The 16,860-nt window shown below is 73.0% G+C and carries 13 protein-coding genes; 7 read left to right on the forward strand and 6 right to left on the reverse strand.

Annotation, left to right across the window (positions count from 1 at the left end):
* The first annotated feature begins 60 nt into the window (after positions 1 to 60).
* Both E1264_RS26790 and E1264_RS26795 read left to right on the forward strand, forming a co-directional pair.
* Entirely contained in the window at positions 61 to 1,563 is a 1,503-nt protein-coding gene (locus tag E1264_RS26790) for a cobyric acid synthase (protein WP_132178213.1), read from the forward strand.
* 40 nt (positions 1,564 to 1,603) lie between these two features.
* Positions 1,604 to 2,260, forward strand: coding sequence for a DUF1444 domain-containing protein (locus tag E1264_RS26795; RefSeq protein ID WP_132178214.1), 657 nt, complete (start codon positions 1,604 to 1,606; stop codon positions 2,258 to 2,260).
* On the opposite strand, the gene E1264_RS26800 is transcribed toward E1264_RS26795, so the two are convergent.
* Positions 2,261 to 3,802: a glycosyltransferase family 39 protein gene (locus E1264_RS26800; protein WP_207936262.1), complete on the reverse strand. Its 1,542-nt coding sequence runs from the start codon at positions 3,800 to 3,802 to the stop codon at positions 2,261 to 2,263.
* A 178-nt stretch (positions 3,803 to 3,980) separates the two neighbouring features.
* Here E1264_RS26800 and E1264_RS26805 point away from each other — a divergent pair, with 178 nt between their 5' ends.
* A complete protein-coding gene (locus tag E1264_RS26805; protein WP_132178215.1) occupies positions 3,981 to 4,625 on the forward strand; it encodes a LysE family translocator in 645 nt (214 codons plus the stop codon).
* 29 nt (positions 4,626 to 4,654) lie between these two features.
* On the opposite strand, the gene E1264_RS44745 is transcribed toward E1264_RS26805, so the two are convergent.
* Complete coding sequence (locus E1264_RS44745) at positions 4,655 to 6,454, reverse strand: serine/threonine-protein kinase (RefSeq protein ID WP_207936265.1); 1,800 nt, start codon at positions 6,452 to 6,454, stop codon at positions 4,655 to 4,657.
* A 110-nt stretch (positions 6,455 to 6,564) separates the two neighbouring features.
* On the opposite strand from E1264_RS44745, the gene E1264_RS26815 reads away from it, so the two are divergent.
* Positions 6,565 to 7,530: an alpha/beta hydrolase gene (locus tag E1264_RS26815; protein WP_207936268.1), complete on the forward strand. Its 966-nt coding sequence runs from the start codon at positions 6,565 to 6,567 to the stop codon at positions 7,528 to 7,530.
* 26 nt (positions 7,531 to 7,556) lie between these two features.
* Here the strand turns inward: E1264_RS26815 and E1264_RS44750 are convergent, their stop codons facing one another.
* From E1264_RS44750 to E1264_RS26835, 4 genes are all read right to left on the reverse strand, one after another.
* Positions 7,557 to 9,323 carry a serine/threonine-protein kinase gene (locus E1264_RS44750; RefSeq protein ID WP_207936270.1) on the reverse strand — a complete coding sequence of 589 codons (1,767 nt, stop codon included), beginning with the start codon at positions 9,321 to 9,323 and terminating at the stop codon, positions 7,557 to 7,559.
* A 77-nt stretch (positions 9,324 to 9,400) separates the two neighbouring features.
* Positions 9,401 to 10,747 carry a DUF4389 domain-containing protein gene (locus tag E1264_RS26825; protein ID WP_132178216.1) on the reverse strand — a complete coding sequence of 449 codons (1,347 nt, stop codon included), beginning with the start codon at positions 10,745 to 10,747 and terminating at the stop codon, positions 9,401 to 9,403.
* A 73-nt stretch (positions 10,748 to 10,820) separates the two neighbouring features.
* The gene (locus tag E1264_RS26830; protein WP_132178217.1) at positions 10,821 to 11,783 is read right to left on the reverse strand and encodes a quinone oxidoreductase; all 963 of its coding nucleotides are present in this window, start codon (positions 11,781 to 11,783) and stop codon (positions 10,821 to 10,823) included.
* An 85-nt stretch (positions 11,784 to 11,868) separates the two neighbouring features.
* Positions 11,869 to 12,597 carry a TetR family transcriptional regulator gene (locus tag E1264_RS26835; protein ID WP_132178218.1) on the reverse strand — a complete coding sequence of 243 codons (729 nt, stop codon included), beginning with the start codon at positions 12,595 to 12,597 and terminating at the stop codon, positions 11,869 to 11,871.
* Positions 12,598 to 12,964: 367 nt separating this feature from the next.
* Between E1264_RS26835 and E1264_RS26840 the strand changes: the two genes are divergently transcribed.
* The 3 genes from E1264_RS26840 to dnaE form a co-directional block, all read left to right on the forward strand.
* Complete coding sequence (locus E1264_RS26840; RefSeq protein WP_243711191.1) at positions 12,965 to 13,234, forward strand: hypothetical protein; 270 nt, start codon at positions 12,965 to 12,967, stop codon at positions 13,232 to 13,234.
* A gap of 158 nt (positions 13,235 to 13,392) precedes the next feature.
* On the forward strand, positions 13,393 to 13,668 hold the full coding sequence (locus E1264_RS26845; protein WP_132178219.1) for a DUF6504 family protein: 276 nt from the start codon (positions 13,393 to 13,395) through the stop codon (positions 13,666 to 13,668).
* 1 nt (position 13,669) lies between these two features.
* A partial coding sequence (dnaE, locus tag E1264_RS26850) for a DNA polymerase III subunit alpha (protein ID WP_243711192.1) occupies positions 13,670 to 16,860 on the forward strand: 3,191 nt, incomplete at its 3' end.

Genomic DNA, 16,860 nt, shown 5'->3' on the forward strand with positions numbered 1-16,860 from the left:
GGCCGTGGGGATTTCGGTCGCGGTGACGTTCGCGGCGGCGGGCGTGATCTGGAGCCTGCGGTGAGGGGGCTGCTCGTCGCCGGGACGACGTCGGATGCGGGGAAGAGCGTCGTCACCGCGGGGTTGTGCCGGTGGCTGGCCAGGCGCGGGGTGAAGGTCGCGCCGTTCAAGGCCCAGAACATGTCGCTGAATTCGATGGTGACGAGTGACGGGGCCGAGATCGGACGGGCGCAGTACATGCAGGCGCAGGCCGCGGGTGTGGAGCCGCGGGCCGTGATGAATCCGGTCCTGCTCAAACCGGGCAGCGATCGGCGCAGCCAGGTCGTGGTTCTGGGACGTCCGGTGGCGGAGGTCGACGCGCTTCAGTACGGGGAGCGCAAAGAGTGGCTGAGCGGTGTTGTGGAAAGCAGTCTCGCGGAGCTTCGGGACGAGTACGACGTTGTCGTCTGCGAAGGCGCGGGGAGCCCGGCGGAGATCAATCTGCGGTCGCGCGACATCGTGAACATGGGGCTCGCCCGGGCCGCCGAATTGCCCGTGATCGTGGTCGGGGACATCGACCGGGGCGGTGTTTTCGCGTCGTTGTACGGCACGGTGGCCCTGCTGGAACCCGAAGACCAGGCCCTGATCGCAGGGTTCGTCATCAACAAGTTCCGCGGTGCCCGGGAACTGCTGGATCCGGGGCTTGAGCAGCTTCAGAAGCTCACCGGGCGTCCCACCCTAGGGGTGCTGCCTTGGACGCTCGGGCTTTATCTGGATTCCGAGGATACGTTGGCTCTGGACACCCCCCGGGCCAATGCGAGAGGTCCGGTCGGGAGGGAGACGCTGCGGATCGTCGTGGTCCGTTTTCCGCGGATCTCGAACTTCACGGATATGGACGCGCTGGCCTGCGAACCGGGCGTCGTCGTCCGCTATGCGGCGAGCGCCGGGGATCTGGCGGAGGCCGATCTGGTGGTCCTGCCGGGAACTCGGGCGACGGTGAGCGATCTCGCCTGGCTGCGCGAGCGGGGAATGGCCGATGAGGTTTTGAGGCGTGCTCGGGAGGGACGGCCCGTCCTCGGCATCTGCGGCGGCTATCAGATGCTTTCCGAGGAGATCGTCGATCTCGTGGAGTCGGGCGCCGGGCGGGTCGAGGCGCTCGGCCTGCTGCCCGCGAGAGTCGAGTTCGGAGTGGAAAAGGTTCTCGGGCGGCCGGTGGGGCGGGCTTACGAGGAGGACGTTCGCGCTTACGAGATTCACCATGGTGTGGTGACCTCGGAGGGCGAGCCGTTCCTTGACGGGTGCCGGAAAGGCGCCGTCTGGGGCACGACCTGGCACGGCGCAATGGAGAACGACGGGTTCAGGCGGGCCTTTCTCAAGGACGTCGCGCGGGAGAGCGGCCGCGATTTCACGCCCGCGCCCGACGTGTCGTTCCAGGCGTTGCGGGAGGCGACGCTGGACGCTCTCGGCGACCTCGTCGAAGAGCACCTGGACACCGACGCCGTGTGGCGGATCATCGAGGGCGGTGCGCCGCGCGGGCTTCCCGTCCTCCCGCCGGGCGGGGCGCCCCCGGCGGCGGTAGGGTGATCCATTCAATCGCACCGGCCGCAGCCAGGAGGAGCGTCCCGTGACCGAGCCGCGGTCCAGTCTGATCGTCCCGCTGATGAAGGCGCGGGTCCCGGCCGAGGTCCAGCTGGAGTTCCCGCTGCCGCCGGACGAGGAGCCGATCCGCGACCCGTTCACCGCCGATCTGTACGTCACCTACGCGCTGGAGATCGCCGACGAGGCGGTGCCGTCCGGGCGGCGGCACGAGCATGTGGCGCGGCGGCACTGCGCCGAGCTCGGCGTGCGGCCCGAGGAGCTGCGCCGGCTGGCGGTGCTCAACCTGCGCGATCGGCGTCCCGAGCTGAGCCTGAGCTGGAATCCGGACGTGCGCGCCGTGACCGTCTCCCTCAGCGGCGGCGGGACGGCGGCGGCCGGGCGTGGAGCCCTGGAGTCGAGCCTCCTGCTGGACGAGGGGTTCCTGGAGAAGCTCGCCCAGGACGTCGACGGCGACCTCGTCGTGGCCGCCCCGGCGCGGGACGTGTTCGTCGCGTCCGGAACCGGCCACCCCGACGGCGTCGGCAGGCTCCGCTGGACCGTCGCGCAGGTGTGGGCGGGCCGGAGCGACACCGGCGGCGACCCGGCGTGGGACGTGCCCGCCGGAAGCCTGCTCTCCCATGACCTGCTGGTCCGGCGCGGTGCCGCCGACGGAACGGTTCTCTGGGACGTCCTCCAGGTCTGATCACGAGAGTGTCTTGAGGCGCGGCCACAGCTCCGGCCACGGCGCGCGCTGCCCGCGGCAGATCCAGATGGGCTTGCCCTGCTCCTGGTTGTCGAGATCGACACCGTTGTCGATCTCGCCCACCGGGCGCACGTCCGACCAGAACTGTCCCAGGTAGGACGCGCCCGCGAGCGTTTCCGGGCCGACGACGATGGTCGGCCCGCCGGTGTCGGCCGGGCGCCCGAAGTACCAGTAGCCGTTGTGGCCGCTGTAGGCGCGGGGGAGCCCGAGGTCAGGCCCGTACCTGTCGAGCGCGCCCGCCTCCCCGTAGTTGCTCACGACGATCGTCGCCTTCGACCGCTCGTCCGGCGGCAGCGAGGCGTAGGCCCGCGCGACCTGGGCGGCGAAGCGGGGCCAGCCGACCGTCTCCGCCGAGTCCCCGTTGACCGCGGGCTGCGGCGTGGCGGCCAGCTGCTTCACCGGGTACACGGGCAGCGTCAGCAGGACGGTCGTGACCGCGGTGATCGCGTACACCGGGACGGACGCGAGCCATCCGAAGCCGCGCGGCGCGCCGTTCCGCTCGATCTCCACCGCCCCGGCCGCCCACAGCGCCGCCCAGAGCCCGGCGACGTAGTACGGCTTGCCCGCCGTGATCAGGAACAGGACGGTCAGCAGCACGTACGCGTGCCCGACGAACCGGAAGGTCCGCAGGTCGTCGGACCGGTACGTCCGCCACAGCCCGTAGATCCACAGCCAGGACGGGAAGATCCCGGTCAGCAGTATCTGGAACGGGATGAACCCGGGCCGCCCGCCGAAGTCGGCGTTGCCGGCGATGGCGTCGGCCATGTCGAGCTGCGGCCAGCCGTGGTCGGCCTGCCACAGCAGCCCGGGGACGGCGGCGGCCGCCGCGATCAGCGCCCCGGCCGCGAGCATCGGCCGCCGCAGGAACTCGCGCGGCCCGGACACCAGCAGCCCCGCGACGAGCGCCACCAGCAGGAACCCGGCCAGGTACTTCACGTTCAGCGCCAGCGCCGCCACGGCACCGACCGCGAGCAGCAGCCGCTGGTCGCGGGTCCGGACCCACCGGACCGCCAGCCACACGATCGTCGTCGACAGCAGCAGGTCGAGCGTCGCCGTCGAGAACAGGTGGCCGGCGGCGACGGCGAACGGGCACACCGCGTACGCGCCGGCGGTCAGCAGCTGCGCCCGGCGCCCGCCGTCCATCTCCCGCGCCGTGAGCCCGGCGACCACCACGCCCGCGGCGGTGAACAGCGCGGACGGGACGCGCAGCGCGACGAGCGAGTCGCCGAACGCGGCCGTGATCGCGCGGGCGAGCAGCGGCATCACCGGCGGCTGGTCCGGATAGCCCCAATCCAGGTGCCGTCCGGCGACCCGGAAGTACAGCTCGTCGCGGTGGTAGCCGTACCGCGCGCTGAGCGCCAGCAGCAGGACGCCGAGCACGCCGGCGATCAGCAGCACCGGCCGCCAGGCGAACGCGGCGGCCGGGGCGGGGCGCGGGATCTCGACCGGACGGCCGGACGCCGCGGAGGCAGGGGCGGACATGCGACGAACCTAGCCCGGGCCCGCGACCCCCGTCACGATCTTGAAACGGCCACCACTGGACAGTGTCCATCGAGGTGAGACCGCCCAAACCGGGGGCGAAGGCGGGACCGACCCGACCGCGGCGCGGCGGCCGAATATTCGGTAGGACATGTCGGACGTGCTGCGTAGTGTCGCGGTCATGGTGTCGACAGATCAAATACTGGCCTTCTCCGCGATGGCCTTCGCGATCATCATCATTCCGGGCCCGTCCGTGCTCTTCGTCGTCGGCCGCGCGCTCGCGCACGGCCGGCGCACCGCGCTCGCCGGGGTCGTCGGCGGTGTGCTCGCCGCGCTCGTGCTGACCGTCGCCGTCGCGTTCGGCGTCGGCTCGATTGTGGAACGGTCCGCCGTCGTGTTCACCGCCCTGAAGATCGTGGGCGCCGTCTACATCGTCTACCTGGGGGTCCAGGCCATCCGGCACCGCCGCTCGCTGCAGGAGACGGTCGGCGCGGACGAGGAGCGGCACGGCGGCGGTGACCTGCGCGCCCTCGTGCAGGGCTTCGTGGTGGGCGTGACGAACCCGAAGACGACGGTGTTCTTCGCGGCCGTCCTCCCGCAGTTCGTCGTGCGGGAGCAGGGGCACGTGGCCCTGCAGATGATCGTGTTCGGGCTGCTCTTCGCGGTGATCGCGCTGCTGAGCGACAGCGTCTGGGGCATCGCCGCCGGGACGGCCCGCGACTGGTTCGCCCGCTCGCCCCGCCGCCTCGCCGCGATCGGCGGCACCGGCGGGCTGATGATGATCGGCCTCGGCGTCACCGTCGCGACGACCGGCCGCAAGGACTAGCGCCGCCGGGCATCCGGGCATCCAGGCGATCAGACCTCGCAGAGCGCGAAGTCGTCGAACGTCGCCTCCGGGTGGCTTGAGGTCCCTTCGGGGCGGAACGCGATCAGCCCGCTCGGCCCGGCGCCCTCGTCTGGAGCCGGGGCGGTGGCGGTCGCGACGGCCTGGCCGTTCACCCACAGGCCGAGGTTCACCTGCGAACCGTCCTCCACGCACGCGGCCTGGACGCGGTTCTCGTTGTTGCGGAGCTGGGTCGCGGTGCCGGTCGCCAGGTCGGTCAGCGTGAGGCCGTCCATCGTGGCGATGCGGGCCCGGCCGTCCGCGCGGAGCAGGAACGCGAACCCCCGGGCCTGGCCGTGGCAGTAGACCCCGGCCTCACCGCCGTCGCCCTCGGACGACTCGACCTTCACGTCCACGAGCTGCGACTCGGGGACATCGTTCACGGGCGCGTCCACGAGCGTCCCGGTCGTCGTGGGCAGGACGTGCAGCTCGTACTTGCGGTCGCGGTAGGACGCGTCCCAGCTGGGCGTCGACGCCTTCTTCCAGCCCGAGCCGTCGTCCTTGAAGTCGTCCTCGAAGACCTTCTCCTTCACCTCCGGCGGCTCCTCGCCGAAGCCGGAACCGGAACCGGCGCCGGAGTCGGCGGTCGTGGCGGCCTCGCTGCCGTTGCGCACGCCGTCAGGCCCCGGAGCGAGCACGCCGGCCAGGATCGGGACGGTGATGGCCGCCACCGCGAAGGCCGCGATGAGCGGGCGCCGGTGCTGCAGCGCGCGCCGCGCACCGGGACGCCCGGCGGGATGCGCAGCGGGACGTGCCGGAGGAGAAGGCGGCGGCGCGTTCACCGGGCGCGTCACCGCGACGGGCTGCTCGGCGGTGCCCTGCGGCAACGGAGCCGGCCCGCCCGGTCCCGACGGCTCGGTGGGACCGCCCGATCCCCGGGGTCCGGGCGAAGCGACGGGTTCCGGCGGGGGAGCCGGGGCGCCGTCCTGCGGCAGGACGAACGTGGGCGGGGCCGCCGGCGGTTCGTCCTCGCCGGTCAGGGCCCGGATGAGCTGCTTGACCGTCGGGCGGTCGGCCGGGGCCTTCGCCAGCGACCGGGCGACGAGGTCGCGGACGGACGGTTCGAGGCCGTCGAGGTCGGGCTCGCCGCTCGTCACCCGCTGGATCACCTCCGGGAGCGTTCCGCCGCCGAACGGGACGCGGCCCGTGCCGGCGTAGGCGACGACGCAGCCCCAGGAGAACACGTCGGCCGCGGGCGTGATGTCCTCGCCGTGCATCAGCTCCGGCGCGATGTAGGCCGGGGTGCCGACGAACTGGCCGGTGCGGGTGGGGCCGTCGGAGGAGTCCAGCGCGCGGGCGATGCCGAAGTCGATCACGCGCGGGCCGGTCGGGGACAGCAGCACGTTGGACGGCTTGAGATCGCGGTGCACGATCCCGGCGCCGTGGATCGCGCTCAGCGCCGTCGCGATGTTCACCGCGAGGGCCTCCAGGTCGCCGCCGCGCAGCGGGCCGCCCTCCTTGACGGCGTCGTCCAGGGACGGGCCGGCGACGTACTCGGTGACGATGTACAGCGGCTCGCCGTCCAGCCGGGCGTCCAGCACCGCGGCCGTGCAGAACCGCCGGACCTGCCGCGCCGCGGTCACCTCCCGGCGGAACCGCTCGTTGAACGCCTCGTCGTCGGCGAGCTCCGCGTTGATGACCTTGACCGCGACCTGGCGGCCCGCGCCGTCCTCGGCGAGGTAGACGGTGCCCATGCCGCCGCGGCCCAGCCTGCCGGTGAGGCGGTACGGGCCGAGCCGCTGCGGGTCACGGTCGCGAAGAGGGGCCTGCATGGCTCGACTCCCGGGGGCCGGAGGGCTGTGTTGTGGTTCGGACTGTCTTACGGTTCAGTCTCTATGACGTTCCATCAAGGGCAATGGGTTCGCACGACCTGGGAGGAAGCGTGGACGTGACGCCGGATGTGCTCGGCCCAGGGTACGAGGCGATCGAGCTGCCGATGGGCCGGGACGCCGAGGGCGAGGTCGTCGCGACGCTCGTCCGGCGGCGCGGGGCGGAGCCGTCCGGCCGGGGAGCCGTACTGTACCTGCACGGGTTCGTCGACTACTTCTTCCAGAAGCATCTGGCCGACTTCTACCTGGAGCTCGGCTTCGACTTCTATGCGCTCGACCTGCGGAAGTACGGGCGGTCGCTGCGCCCGCACCAGACGCCGAACTACATCGAGAGCCTGTCGGACTACTTCCCGGAGATCGACGAGGCGGTCCGGATCGTCCGGGACGTGGACGGGCACGGCACGCTCCTGCTGAACGGCCACTCGACCGGCGGCCTCATCGCCGCCCTGTGGGCGGACAAGGCCAAGGGGGAGGGCCTGGTCGACGGCGTGTTCCTCAACAGCCCGTTCCTCGACATCGCCGAGCCGCTGGTGATGCGCAAGCTCGGCGCGGGCCTGGCGCGGGCGCTGCGGCCGCGGTTCCCGAAGGCGAAGCTCCCGGCGGGCGTGTCCGACCGGTACCCGCGGAGCATCCACCGCGACCACGAGGGCGAATGGGACTTCGACCTCGCCTGGAAGCCGATCCTCGGGTTCCCGGTGCGGGCCGGGTGGCTGGCGGCCGTCCGCCGCGGGCAGCTCCACCTGCACAGGGGGCTGGACGTGGACGTGCCCGTGCTGGTCATGGCGTCGACGCGGAGCGTCCGCCCGACCCGCAAGGTGCTGGACGTGACGGGGGCCGACGCCGTCCTGGACGTCGAGCACATGGCGCGGTGGGCGCCCAGGATCGGGCGGCACGTCACGCTCGTCCGGATCGACGGCGGCCTGCACGACCTGGTGCTGTCGGCCGAGCCCGCCCGCTCGCAGGTGTTCGCCGAGCTGACCCGCTGGACGGACGCCTACCTGCCCTCCCAAGGCGCCTAGGCCACCGGGGCGACGGGGCCGAGCAGCTAGCCGCGGATCTTCGACATGTCGAAGTCGTCGAACCGGACGCCCACCGGCTGGGCCGGGTTGCCGCCCCGCTGGATCTCCAGCCCGGTCCAGCCGTTGCCGAGCGGCTGATCGGCGTCCGTCTTGTCGATGACCTGCTCGCCGTTCACCCAGAGCCGCAGCCGGACCTCCTTGCCGCCGTTCTTCCCCTCGCAGGCGGTCTGGATCTTGTTCGGGCCCTTGGCGGAGAAGCCGGGGACCGAGTCGGAGGCGCCGAGCTCCTTGTTGCCCTGGTCCCCGTTGACCTTGCGGAGCACCGCGCCCTTGCCGTCGTTGCGGATGAGGAACATGTACTGGGTGATCTTGCTGTCGGTGTTGTTGGCGCGGCACATCATCCCGAACAGCGCGTCGGGCGGGCCCTGCACCACATCGGCGGTCACGGTCGTGAGGACGGGGTCGGGGATGGCCTTCACGTCGTCTATGGGCACCCACCGGCCGACGGTCGCGGTCGATCCGCTGGTCTGCATGAAGTACTTGCCGTCGCGGTAGCCGTACTCGTCGCCGAAGCCGTCCCAGCCGGAGTCGTCGTTGGAGAAGTCGTCGCTGAACGTCGTGGCGAGGTTGTCGGGCGGGCCGCCCCCGCTCAGGACGGTGAACCCGACGACGGCGAGCAGGGCCAGCGCGGCGGTGGCCGCCCCGGCGATGATCAGCGGACGGCGGGGGCCGGAGCCGCGCCCGCGTCCGGACGGGCGGCCGTCGTGGCGCGTCGGGTCGGTGCCGAGCATCGCCGTCGGCTGCTGGAACGCGGCCTGACCAGCGGGCTGACCGGGCATCTGGCCCGGTGGCTGGAGCTGCGTCGTCTGGCCGGGCGGACCGGTCCGCGCCTGGACTGTCGGGTCGGCCAGCGCGCCGTGCCAGCCCGCCTGGACGGTCTGCGCGAGCGTCGCCGGGTCGGTGGTGCCGTTGCCGACGAGCCGGGCGAGCAGCTCCTGGACGGACGGGCGGTTCCGCGGGTCCTTGTCGAGCGCGGCGGCGACGACGTCCCGCAGGCCCGCGTCCAGGCCGTCCAGCTTCGGCTCGTCGTGCGCGACGCGGTAGAAGATCTCCGGGACGGTGTTACCCGCGAACGGGGCGCTGCCCGTCCCGGCGTAGGCGACGACGCAGCCCCACGAGAACACGTCCGACGCGGGCGTGACCGGCTCGCCGCGCAGCAGCTCGGGCGGCAGGTAGTTCGGCGTCCCGACGAACTGGCCGGTGCGGGTCGGGCCGTCGGCGGCGTCCAGCGCGCGGGCGATGCCGAAGTCGATCACGCGGGGGCCGGTGGACGACAGCAGCACGTTCGCGGGCTTCAGATCGCGGTGGACGATCCCCGCCCCATGGATCGCCGCCAGCGCGGTGGCGACGCCGACCGCGACGCCCTCCAGATCCGAGCCGGGCAGCGGGCCCCGGTCGGCGACGGCGCGTTCCAGGCTCGGGCCCTCGATGTACTCGGTGACGACGTACAGCGGGTCCTCGTCCAGCTCGGCGTCGATCACGGGAGCGGTGCAGAACCGGCGGACCTGCCGCGCGGCCGTCACCTCGCGCCGGAACCGGTCGCGGAAGGCGCCCTCCCCGGCCAGCTCCCGGTTGATCACCTTGACGGCGACGCGGCGGCCGCCGCTGTCCTCGCCGAGGTAGACCGTCCCCATGCCGCCGCGGCCGAGCCTGCCGACCAGCCGGTAGGGGCCGAGTTCCGCGGGGTCCTCGGGGCGCAGGGCCTCGCCGTTCTCTCCTGCGTGCGTGGTCATCCTGATCCTGAACTGGAAATAGGGAGTCGTTTGCGTAGAACCCTAGCGGGCTGTGCCAATTCAGACGCGCAATGTGCTCAGCGCGTTCGGCGCGCTCGCGGGAGAGTCCGGAATGGCGGGAGTTTCTCGCCGGTGAGGCCGAACGCGTAGGCGACGACCCGGGCGGACCAGCGCTGCCAGCCGACGACCAGCCCGTACAGGCGGCGCGGGTAGCGGCCGGTGAACGGGATGACCAGCCAGCTCAGCGCCAGCACGACCACCAGCAGGGCGAACATGGCCATCATCACGATCAGGTGCGGGAGCACCAGCAGGCCCCGGACTAACGTGAACCAGCGCCTGGGGCCCTGCCACTCCGCCGGGAACGGCAGGTCGACGACGACGGTCGTCCCGTCCGCGGCGGGCCCGCGGGGAGCGGGGGAGGAGGACGGGGCCGCGCGTGCCGGCTCGGCCGCCGGTTCCTCCAGATCGGGGACGGGCCGCGGCCGCGGCGCCCCCGCGTCCGAACCGGACGGACCAGACGAACCTGACGACCCGTTCGCGGTGCCCTGTGCCGGGACCGGTCCCGTCCAGGTCGTCGAGATCGTCTCCGCCGCGTACTCGGGGCTCTCCTGGCCGACGAGCCGGGTGAGGATCTGCCGCGCGGTCGGGCGGCCGTGCGGGTCCTTGCCGAGCGCGGCGGCGACGACGTCGCGCAGCCGCGGGTCGAGGCCGTCGAGGTCGGGTTCGTCGTTGCCGATGCGGTGGAACGTCTCCGCGACCGTCTTGCCCTGGAACGGGGGGCGTCCCGTCCCGGCGTAGGCGACGACGCAGCCCCACGAGAACACGTCCGACGCCTGCGCGACCGGCTCGCCGCGCAGCACCTCGGGCGCGATGTAGGCGGGCGTCCCGACGAACTGGCCGGTGCGGGTCGGGCCGTCGGCGGAGTCCAGCGCGCGGGCGATGCCGAAGTCGATCACGCGGGGGCCGGTGGACGACAGCAGCACGTTCGCGGGCTTCAGATCCCGGTGGACGATCCCCGCCCCGTGGATCGCGGCCAGCGCGGTGGCGACGCCGACCGCGACGCCCTCCAGATCCGAGCCGGGCAGCGGCCCCTTGCTGCCGACCGCCTTCTCCAGGCTCGGCCCGTCGATGTACTCGGTGACGATGTAGGGCGGGTCCTGGTCGAGCCCGGCGTCCAGGACGGGCGCGGTGCAGAACCGGTGGACGCGCCGCGCCGCCGTCACCTCGCGGCGGAACCGGGCGAGGAACGCGGGCTCCCCGGCCAGCTCCCGGTTGACGACCTTCACCGCCACGCGGCGGCCGTCCGGCTCCGCGCCCAGGTAGACGGTGCCCATGCCGCCGCGGCCGAGCCGTCCGAGCAGGCGGTAGGGCCCGAGGACGCGCGGTTCGTCCTGCTCCAGGGGTTCGGCGGCGTATGTGGTCATGGCGGACGGGACTCCTCGAAGATCGTATATTCCGGACTCAGCCTAAAGGAGCCGCCGTGCCCGGAACCGGCGATCAAGGGATCAGCAGGAGTTTGCCCGTCGTCCGCCGCGCCTCCAGATCGGCGTGCGCGGCGCCGGCCTCGGCAAGATCGTAGCGATGCCCGACCCGGATCCGGACATCGCCCGTCTCCACCCAGCGGAGCACGTCGGTCGCGCGCTCCAGCAGCTCGTCGCGGGTGACCACGTGGTGGGCGAGCATCGGGCGGGTGAGGAACAGCGAACCGGCCGGGTTGAGCCGCTGCGGGTCGAACGGCGGCACCTTCCCGCCCGCCGCCCCGTACAGCGCCAGCGTGCCGCGCAGCCGCAGGCTCGCGAGGCTCCCCTCGAACGTCGGCGCGCCGACGCCGTCGTAGACGGCCGCGACGCCCTCGCCGCCCGTCAGCTCCCTGACCCGGTCGGCGAATCCGTCGTACCCCATCGTGACGTCCGCGCCCGCGTCCTTCGCGAGCTTCTCCTTCTCCGGCGTGGACGCCGTCCCGATCACCCGGGCGCCGAGCGCCTTGGCCGCCTGGGTGAGCAGCAGCCCCATCCCGCCGGCCGCCGCGTGCACGAGGACGGTGTCGCCCTCCTTGATCGGGTACGTCGACCGCGTCAGGTAGTGCGCGGTCATGCCCTGCAGCATCGAGGCCGCCGCGTCCTCCAGGCCCACCGCGTCCGGGACGGGGACGAGCCGGTCCGCCGCCACCAGCGCCTTCGCCGCGTAGCCGCCCTTCACGTCGCTGGACGCGACACGGTCTCCGACCGAGAACTCCCCGACGCCGTCGCCGACCGCCGCGACCGTCCCCGCCGCCTCGATGCCCGGCGTGTACGGGAGGTCATGCGCGTACGCGCCCGTCCGGTAGTACACGTCGATGAAGTTGACGCCCGCCGCCGCCACGTCGATCAGCACCTCGCCGGGGCCCGGCTCCGGGTCGGGCCGTTCCGCGGGCACCAGCACCTCGGGGCCGCCGTTCTCGGTGATCACGATCGCGCGCATGCCGTGCTCTCCTGCCTGCCTACCTGGACGGTCGATCGATCTCGGCAACCTGTCACTCCCGCGGGCTATTCCACCGCCGGGAGGGTCAAACCCAGTCGCGCATGGTCCGGCCGACCAGCGCGACGGACTCCTCCACGCGGGCCGCGACGGTCGCGGGCTCCCAGATGTCCAGCCGGGCGCAGTCCTCGAACGCGATCTTCGTCGCGGCCATGAAGAACGCGACGACGATCCTCGGCCGCAGGTCCTCGACGGGGTCCACGCCCTCGCGCCGGGCGATCTCGGCGGCCAGCGCCTCCGTCGCCGCCCCGTACCGCGCCATCTGCGCCGCCATCAGCGACGGCGTCGCCTCGATCACCTGCCGGACGCGGCGGAACCGGGCGCTGTCGGCCGGGTCGCCCTCCGCGATCGTCCGCAGCACCACGCGCAGCGACTCGTACAGCGCGGCGAACGGCCGCTCTTCGGGCGGACGCGCGGCGAGGGCCTCCGCGAGGAGCTGGTCGTGCTCGCCGAGGAAGCTCGTGACGACGTCCTCCTTGGTGGCGAAGTAACGGAAGAACGTCCGCTGCGACACCTCCACGGCCGCGACGATCTCGTCGATCGTCGTCGCCTCGTACCCCTGGGACACGAACAGCTCTAAGGCCGCGTCGACGAGCGCGAGCCGGGTCCGCTGCTTCTTGCGCTCGCGGAGCCCCGCGAGCGCACGGGCGGGCGCGGCCTCCGGCTCTGCGGTCTCCGGCTTTGCGGGGTCGGTGCCGGGGCCGGTGGAGCCGGGTTCGGTGGGGCCTGACGGGTCGCCGGCGGGGACGGCGCTCATCGGCTCGCTCCTTCTATGCCTGTGCGGCCTGTGCGGCCTGTGCCTGTGCGGCTCATGCCTGTGCCTATGCGCGTATGCGGGCGGTGGGGGCCCGTCCTCACAGGCTTCTATCACGGACGGGTCCTCCGCACGGGCGACGGGGTTCCAACGGCCGGAACGGACCGCCCGATTGGCGCATGCCCGCCCGGCGCGTCGCGCCGGCCACCGCGGTCCATCCCGGCCGCTCCAGAATCAGGCGTCCCACTCTCCGGGAATCCGCTGCACAGGTCGCGGATTCGGGTCATGCTGAAGACCGGTCACCAATTGTCGCCGGACGGTTGCCGAAGGTCATCGCCGGGCGGCTCGGACCAGGCTGAGGCAGGCTGATGTGTCAGTAGTCGGTGGGCGGGAGATCGCCGAGGTGCGCCGGCGCCATCTCGCGGCGCTAGCGCACGAAGTCGAGGTCCGCGGGCTCTCCTGGAGGTTCGCCGGACCCGGGGAGTCCCTGCTGAGCGTGTCCGGCACGCGGACGCGGCGCCAGATCATGATCGTCGCGACCCCGTGCGGCGACGGCTGGTACTACCTGTGGCCGGGCGGCGGCATGGCCGAGGTCACCGAGGCCGCGACGGTCGCCGACCGCCTCAGCAGGTTGTGCTGAGTTTCCCAGCGGGGCGACCCCCTGGAACCCCCGTCAGGCACGGCTGAGGTTCTTGCCACCTTGCTCCCGCGCGGGCGGCTTCCCTAGACTCGGACGCGAACGTTTGTTCGAATTCCCGCATGTCCTTCCCCCGTGCGGTGAGCGCGAGGGGGAGGCAGATGACACGCGTGTTCGGCGACCCGGTGGACGTCTGGGTGAGCGATGGACGTCCTGTCCGGTTCGTCTGGCGTGGCCGGCTCTACACCGTGCGGCGGGTGCTGGAGCACTGGGTCACGACCCGTGACTGGTGGCGGGAGCAGGAGCCCGACGGCGAGGCCACCGGAGAGCGGGAGTTCTGGCGGATCGAGGCGACGCCGGACCGCGAGATCGGCGTCTACGAGCTGCGCCATGACGTCGCCGCCGACAGCTGGCTGCTTTCCCGGGTATGGGACTGACGTGCACGTTCACGTCGCCTCGTGCTATTCGCTGCGGTACGGCGTCGCGCCGCCCGCGGCGCTGGCCGAGCGCGCGGCGGCCCTCGGCATGGAGACGCTCGCGCTGACCGACCGGGACGGGCTGTACGGCGCGGTCCGTCACGTCCGGTCATGTGCGGACGCGGGGATCGGGGCCGTCGTCGGCGCCGATCTCAGGGTCGCGTCCACGGGCGAGGAGCGGATCGTGGTGCTCGCCGAGGGGCGGGCCGGATGGCGGTCGCTGTGCCGGCTGGTGACGGCGGCGCACGCGGCGGGGGAGCGCGGGAAACCGCTGGTCACGCGGCAGATGGTCGGTGCGCACGCGGAGGGCCTCGTCGTCCTGCTGGGCCCGGCGTCGGACGTGGGACGCGCAGTCACCGGCCGCCGCCCGGACGTGGCGGCGGCGCGGCTGGCGGAATGGCGCGCCACGGCCGAGACCGTGATCGAGATCGTCGACCACCACGACCGGGGCGACGGGCCCCGCGCGGCGCGGATGCTCGCGCTCGCCCGCGAGGCCGGGGTGCCCGCCGTGCTCGGCAACGCCGTCCGCTACCTGGAGCCGTCCGATCATCCGGTCGCGCAGGTGCTGGACGTGACGCGCCGCCTCGTCCCGCTCGACCGGCGGCACCTGGACGACCGCACCGGGCACGCCTACCTGAAGTCCGTCCCGGAGATGCGCCGCGTCGCGGAGCTGAGCTGCGGCGCGGACGAGGCGGACGCGCTCCTCGCCGCCACCCGGCGGCTCTCCGGACGCTGCGTCCTGGACCCCGGGCGCGACCTCGGCATGGACGACGTCCACCTCCCGAGCATCGAAGGCGACCCGTACGCCCGACTCGTCACCCGCTGCGCGGAGGGGCTGTCCCGGCGCGGGCTTGAGGGATCGCGCGAGGCCGCCGCGCGGCTCGACGCCGAGCTCGGCGTGATCGCCCGGAAGGGGCTGGCCTCCTACTTCCTCACGGTCGCCGACGCCGCCGCGCTGATCAGGTCGCGCGGCATCCGGTGCGCGATCCGCGGCTCCGGCGCGGGCAGCCTGGTCAACTACCTGCTCGGCATCGGTGACCTCGACCCGCTGCGGCACGACCTCGTCATGGAGCGGTTCCTCGCCGACAGCCGCGACGGCCTCCCCGACATCGACCTGGACGTCGAGTCCGCGCGGCGCCTGGAGGCGTACGAGGCGCTGTTCGACCGGTTCGGCGCCGACGCCACCGCCTGCGTGTCGATGATGGAGACCTACCGGGCGCGCAGCGCGCTCCGCGACGTCGGCAACGCCATCGGGCTCCCGCCGATGGAGATCGACGCGATCGCGAAGGCGTTCCCGCAGATCCGGGCGAGCCAGATCCGGGCCGCGCTGGACGATCTGCCCGAGCTGCGGCAGAGCAACCTGGCGAGCGGGCGCCTGGAGGTCATGTTCCGGATCGCCGAGCGCCTGGACGGCCTGCCCCGCCACATCGCGATGCACCCGTGCGGCGTCCTGCTGTCGAACCCGTCCCTGCGCGACCGGACGCCCGTCGAGCGGGCCGCCGCCGGGTTCCCGATGAGCCAGTTCGACAAGGACGACGTCGAGACGATGGGCCTGCTGAAGCTCGACGTCATCGGCGTCCGGATGCAGTCGGCGATGGCGCACGCGGTCGCGGAGGTCGCCCGGCTCACGGGTGAGACGATCGCGTTGGAGGACGTCCCGCGCGACGACCCCTCGACGTACGCGCTGGTCCGCACGTCCCGGACGCTCGGCTGCTTCCAGATCGAGTCGCCGGGGCAGCGCGAGCTGATCGGCCGGCTCCAGCCCCGCGACCTGGACGACCTCGTCCTCGACATCTCGCTGTTCCGCCCGGGACCGGTCAACTCCGACATGGTGACGCCGTTCCTGGAGGCCCGCGCCGGGACCCGCGAGCCCGCCTACCCGCATCCCGACCTCGAACCGGTGCTGCGGGAGAGCCTCGGCGTGATCGTCTTCCACGAGCAGGTGCTCCGCGTCCTCGACGTGATGACCGGCTGCGGCCTCTCCCGGGCGGAGGCCGCGCGCCGGAACCTCAACCACGAGCGCGGCCAGGCCGTGGTGGGCGCGTGGTTCCGGAAGACGGCGCTGGCGCGCGGCTACGACGAGGCGTCCGTCGATCGGGTCTGGCGGATGCTGACCGCGTTCGGCGCGTTCGGGTTCTGCAAGGCGCACGCCGCGTCGTTCGCGCTGCCCACCTACCAGTCGGCCTGGCTGAAGCGGCACCACACGGCAGCGTTCTACGCGGGCGTCCTCACCCATGACCCCGGCCTGTACCCCAAGCGCGTCATCCTGGACGACGCGCGGCACTTCGGCGTCCCGATCCTGCCGCTGGACGTCAACCGGTCGTCAGCCGCGTGGCACGCCGAGCCCGTCTCCGAGGGCGGCCCGGCCGGGATCCGGGTGGCGTTGAGCGAGGTCAAGGGGATCTCCGACGGCGAGGTCACCAAGATCGTCACTGCCCGGCCGTACGCGTCGCTGGGCGACTTCTGGCGGCGGGCGCGCGTGTCCCGTCCGACGACCGAGCGGCTGGTCCTGGCGGGCGGGTTCGACGCCGTCCACGACGTCCCGCGCCGCGATCTCCTCTGCCGGGTCGGCGCCCTGGAGCGGGCGGGCACCCGCCCGGCCCACGTCATGGAGGGCCAGCTTCCGCTGACCCACGAGGACGGCACGCCGCCCGCCCTGGTGGAGGAGATCCCGGCGGGCGAGCTGCCGCCGATGACGCCCGCCGAGGTGGTCGAGGCGGAGCTGGACATCCTCGGTATGGACGTCAGCCGCCACGTCATCACCTTCTACGAGGGGCTGCTCGCCGGGCTCGGCGTCGTCCGGGCCGCCGACCTGCCGGGGCGCCCCGCCGGGAGCGAGGTGCTGGTCGCCGGGGTCAAGGTCGCCACGCAGACCCCGGCGGTCAGGTCCGGCCAGCGGGTGATCTTCGCGACGCTGGACGACGCGACCGGCCCCGTCGACCTCACGTTCTTCGAGTCGGTGCAGGACCGGTGCGCCGCGACGGTCTTCGGCTGCTGGCTGCTGGTCGCCCGCGGGCGCGTCCGCCGCGCCGGGGACGGCCGCGCGGTCTCGATCACCGCGGACGGCTGCTGGGACCTGAACGTCCTGCACGAGGAGTGGCGCCGCGGCGGCCCGGACGCGGCCCGCGCCGCCATGGCCGCCCCGTCCCCGCC

The sequence above is a fragment of the Actinomadura sp. KC216 genome (assembly GCF_004348535.1).
Classification (GTDB): domain Bacteria; phylum Actinomycetota; class Actinomycetes; order Streptosporangiales; family Streptosporangiaceae; genus Spirillospora.

Bases quoted from the DNA above. Each gene is read 5' to 3' on its own strand.
- E1264_RS44750 (WP_207936270.1), bottom strand. From the start codon at position 9,323: ATGACCACGCACGCAGGAGAGAACGGCGAGGCCCTGCGCCCCGAGGAC.
- E1264_RS26825 (WP_132178216.1), bottom strand. From the start codon at position 10,747: ATGACCACATACGCCGCCGAACCCCTGGAGCAGGACGAACCGCGCGTC.
- E1264_RS26800 (WP_207936262.1), bottom strand. From the start codon at position 3,802: ATGTCCGCCCCTGCCTCCGCGGCGTCCGGCCGTCCGGTCGAGATCCCG.
- E1264_RS26845 (WP_132178219.1), top strand. From the start codon at position 13,393: ATGACACGCGTGTTCGGCGACCCGGTGGACGTCTGGGTGAGCGATGGA.
- E1264_RS44745 (WP_207936265.1), bottom strand. From the start codon at position 6,454: ATGCAGGCCCCTCTTCGCGACCGTGACCCGCAGCGGCTCGGCCCGTAC.
- E1264_RS26830 (WP_132178217.1), bottom strand. From the start codon at position 11,783: ATGCGCGCGATCGTGATCACCGAGAACGGCGGCCCCGAGGTGCTGGTG.
- E1264_RS26835 (WP_132178218.1), bottom strand. From the start codon at position 12,597: ATGAGCGCCGTCCCCGCCGGCGACCCGTCAGGCCCCACCGAACCCGGC.
- E1264_RS26805 (WP_132178215.1), top strand. From the start codon at position 3,981: ATGGTGTCGACAGATCAAATACTGGCCTTCTCCGCGATGGCCTTCGCG.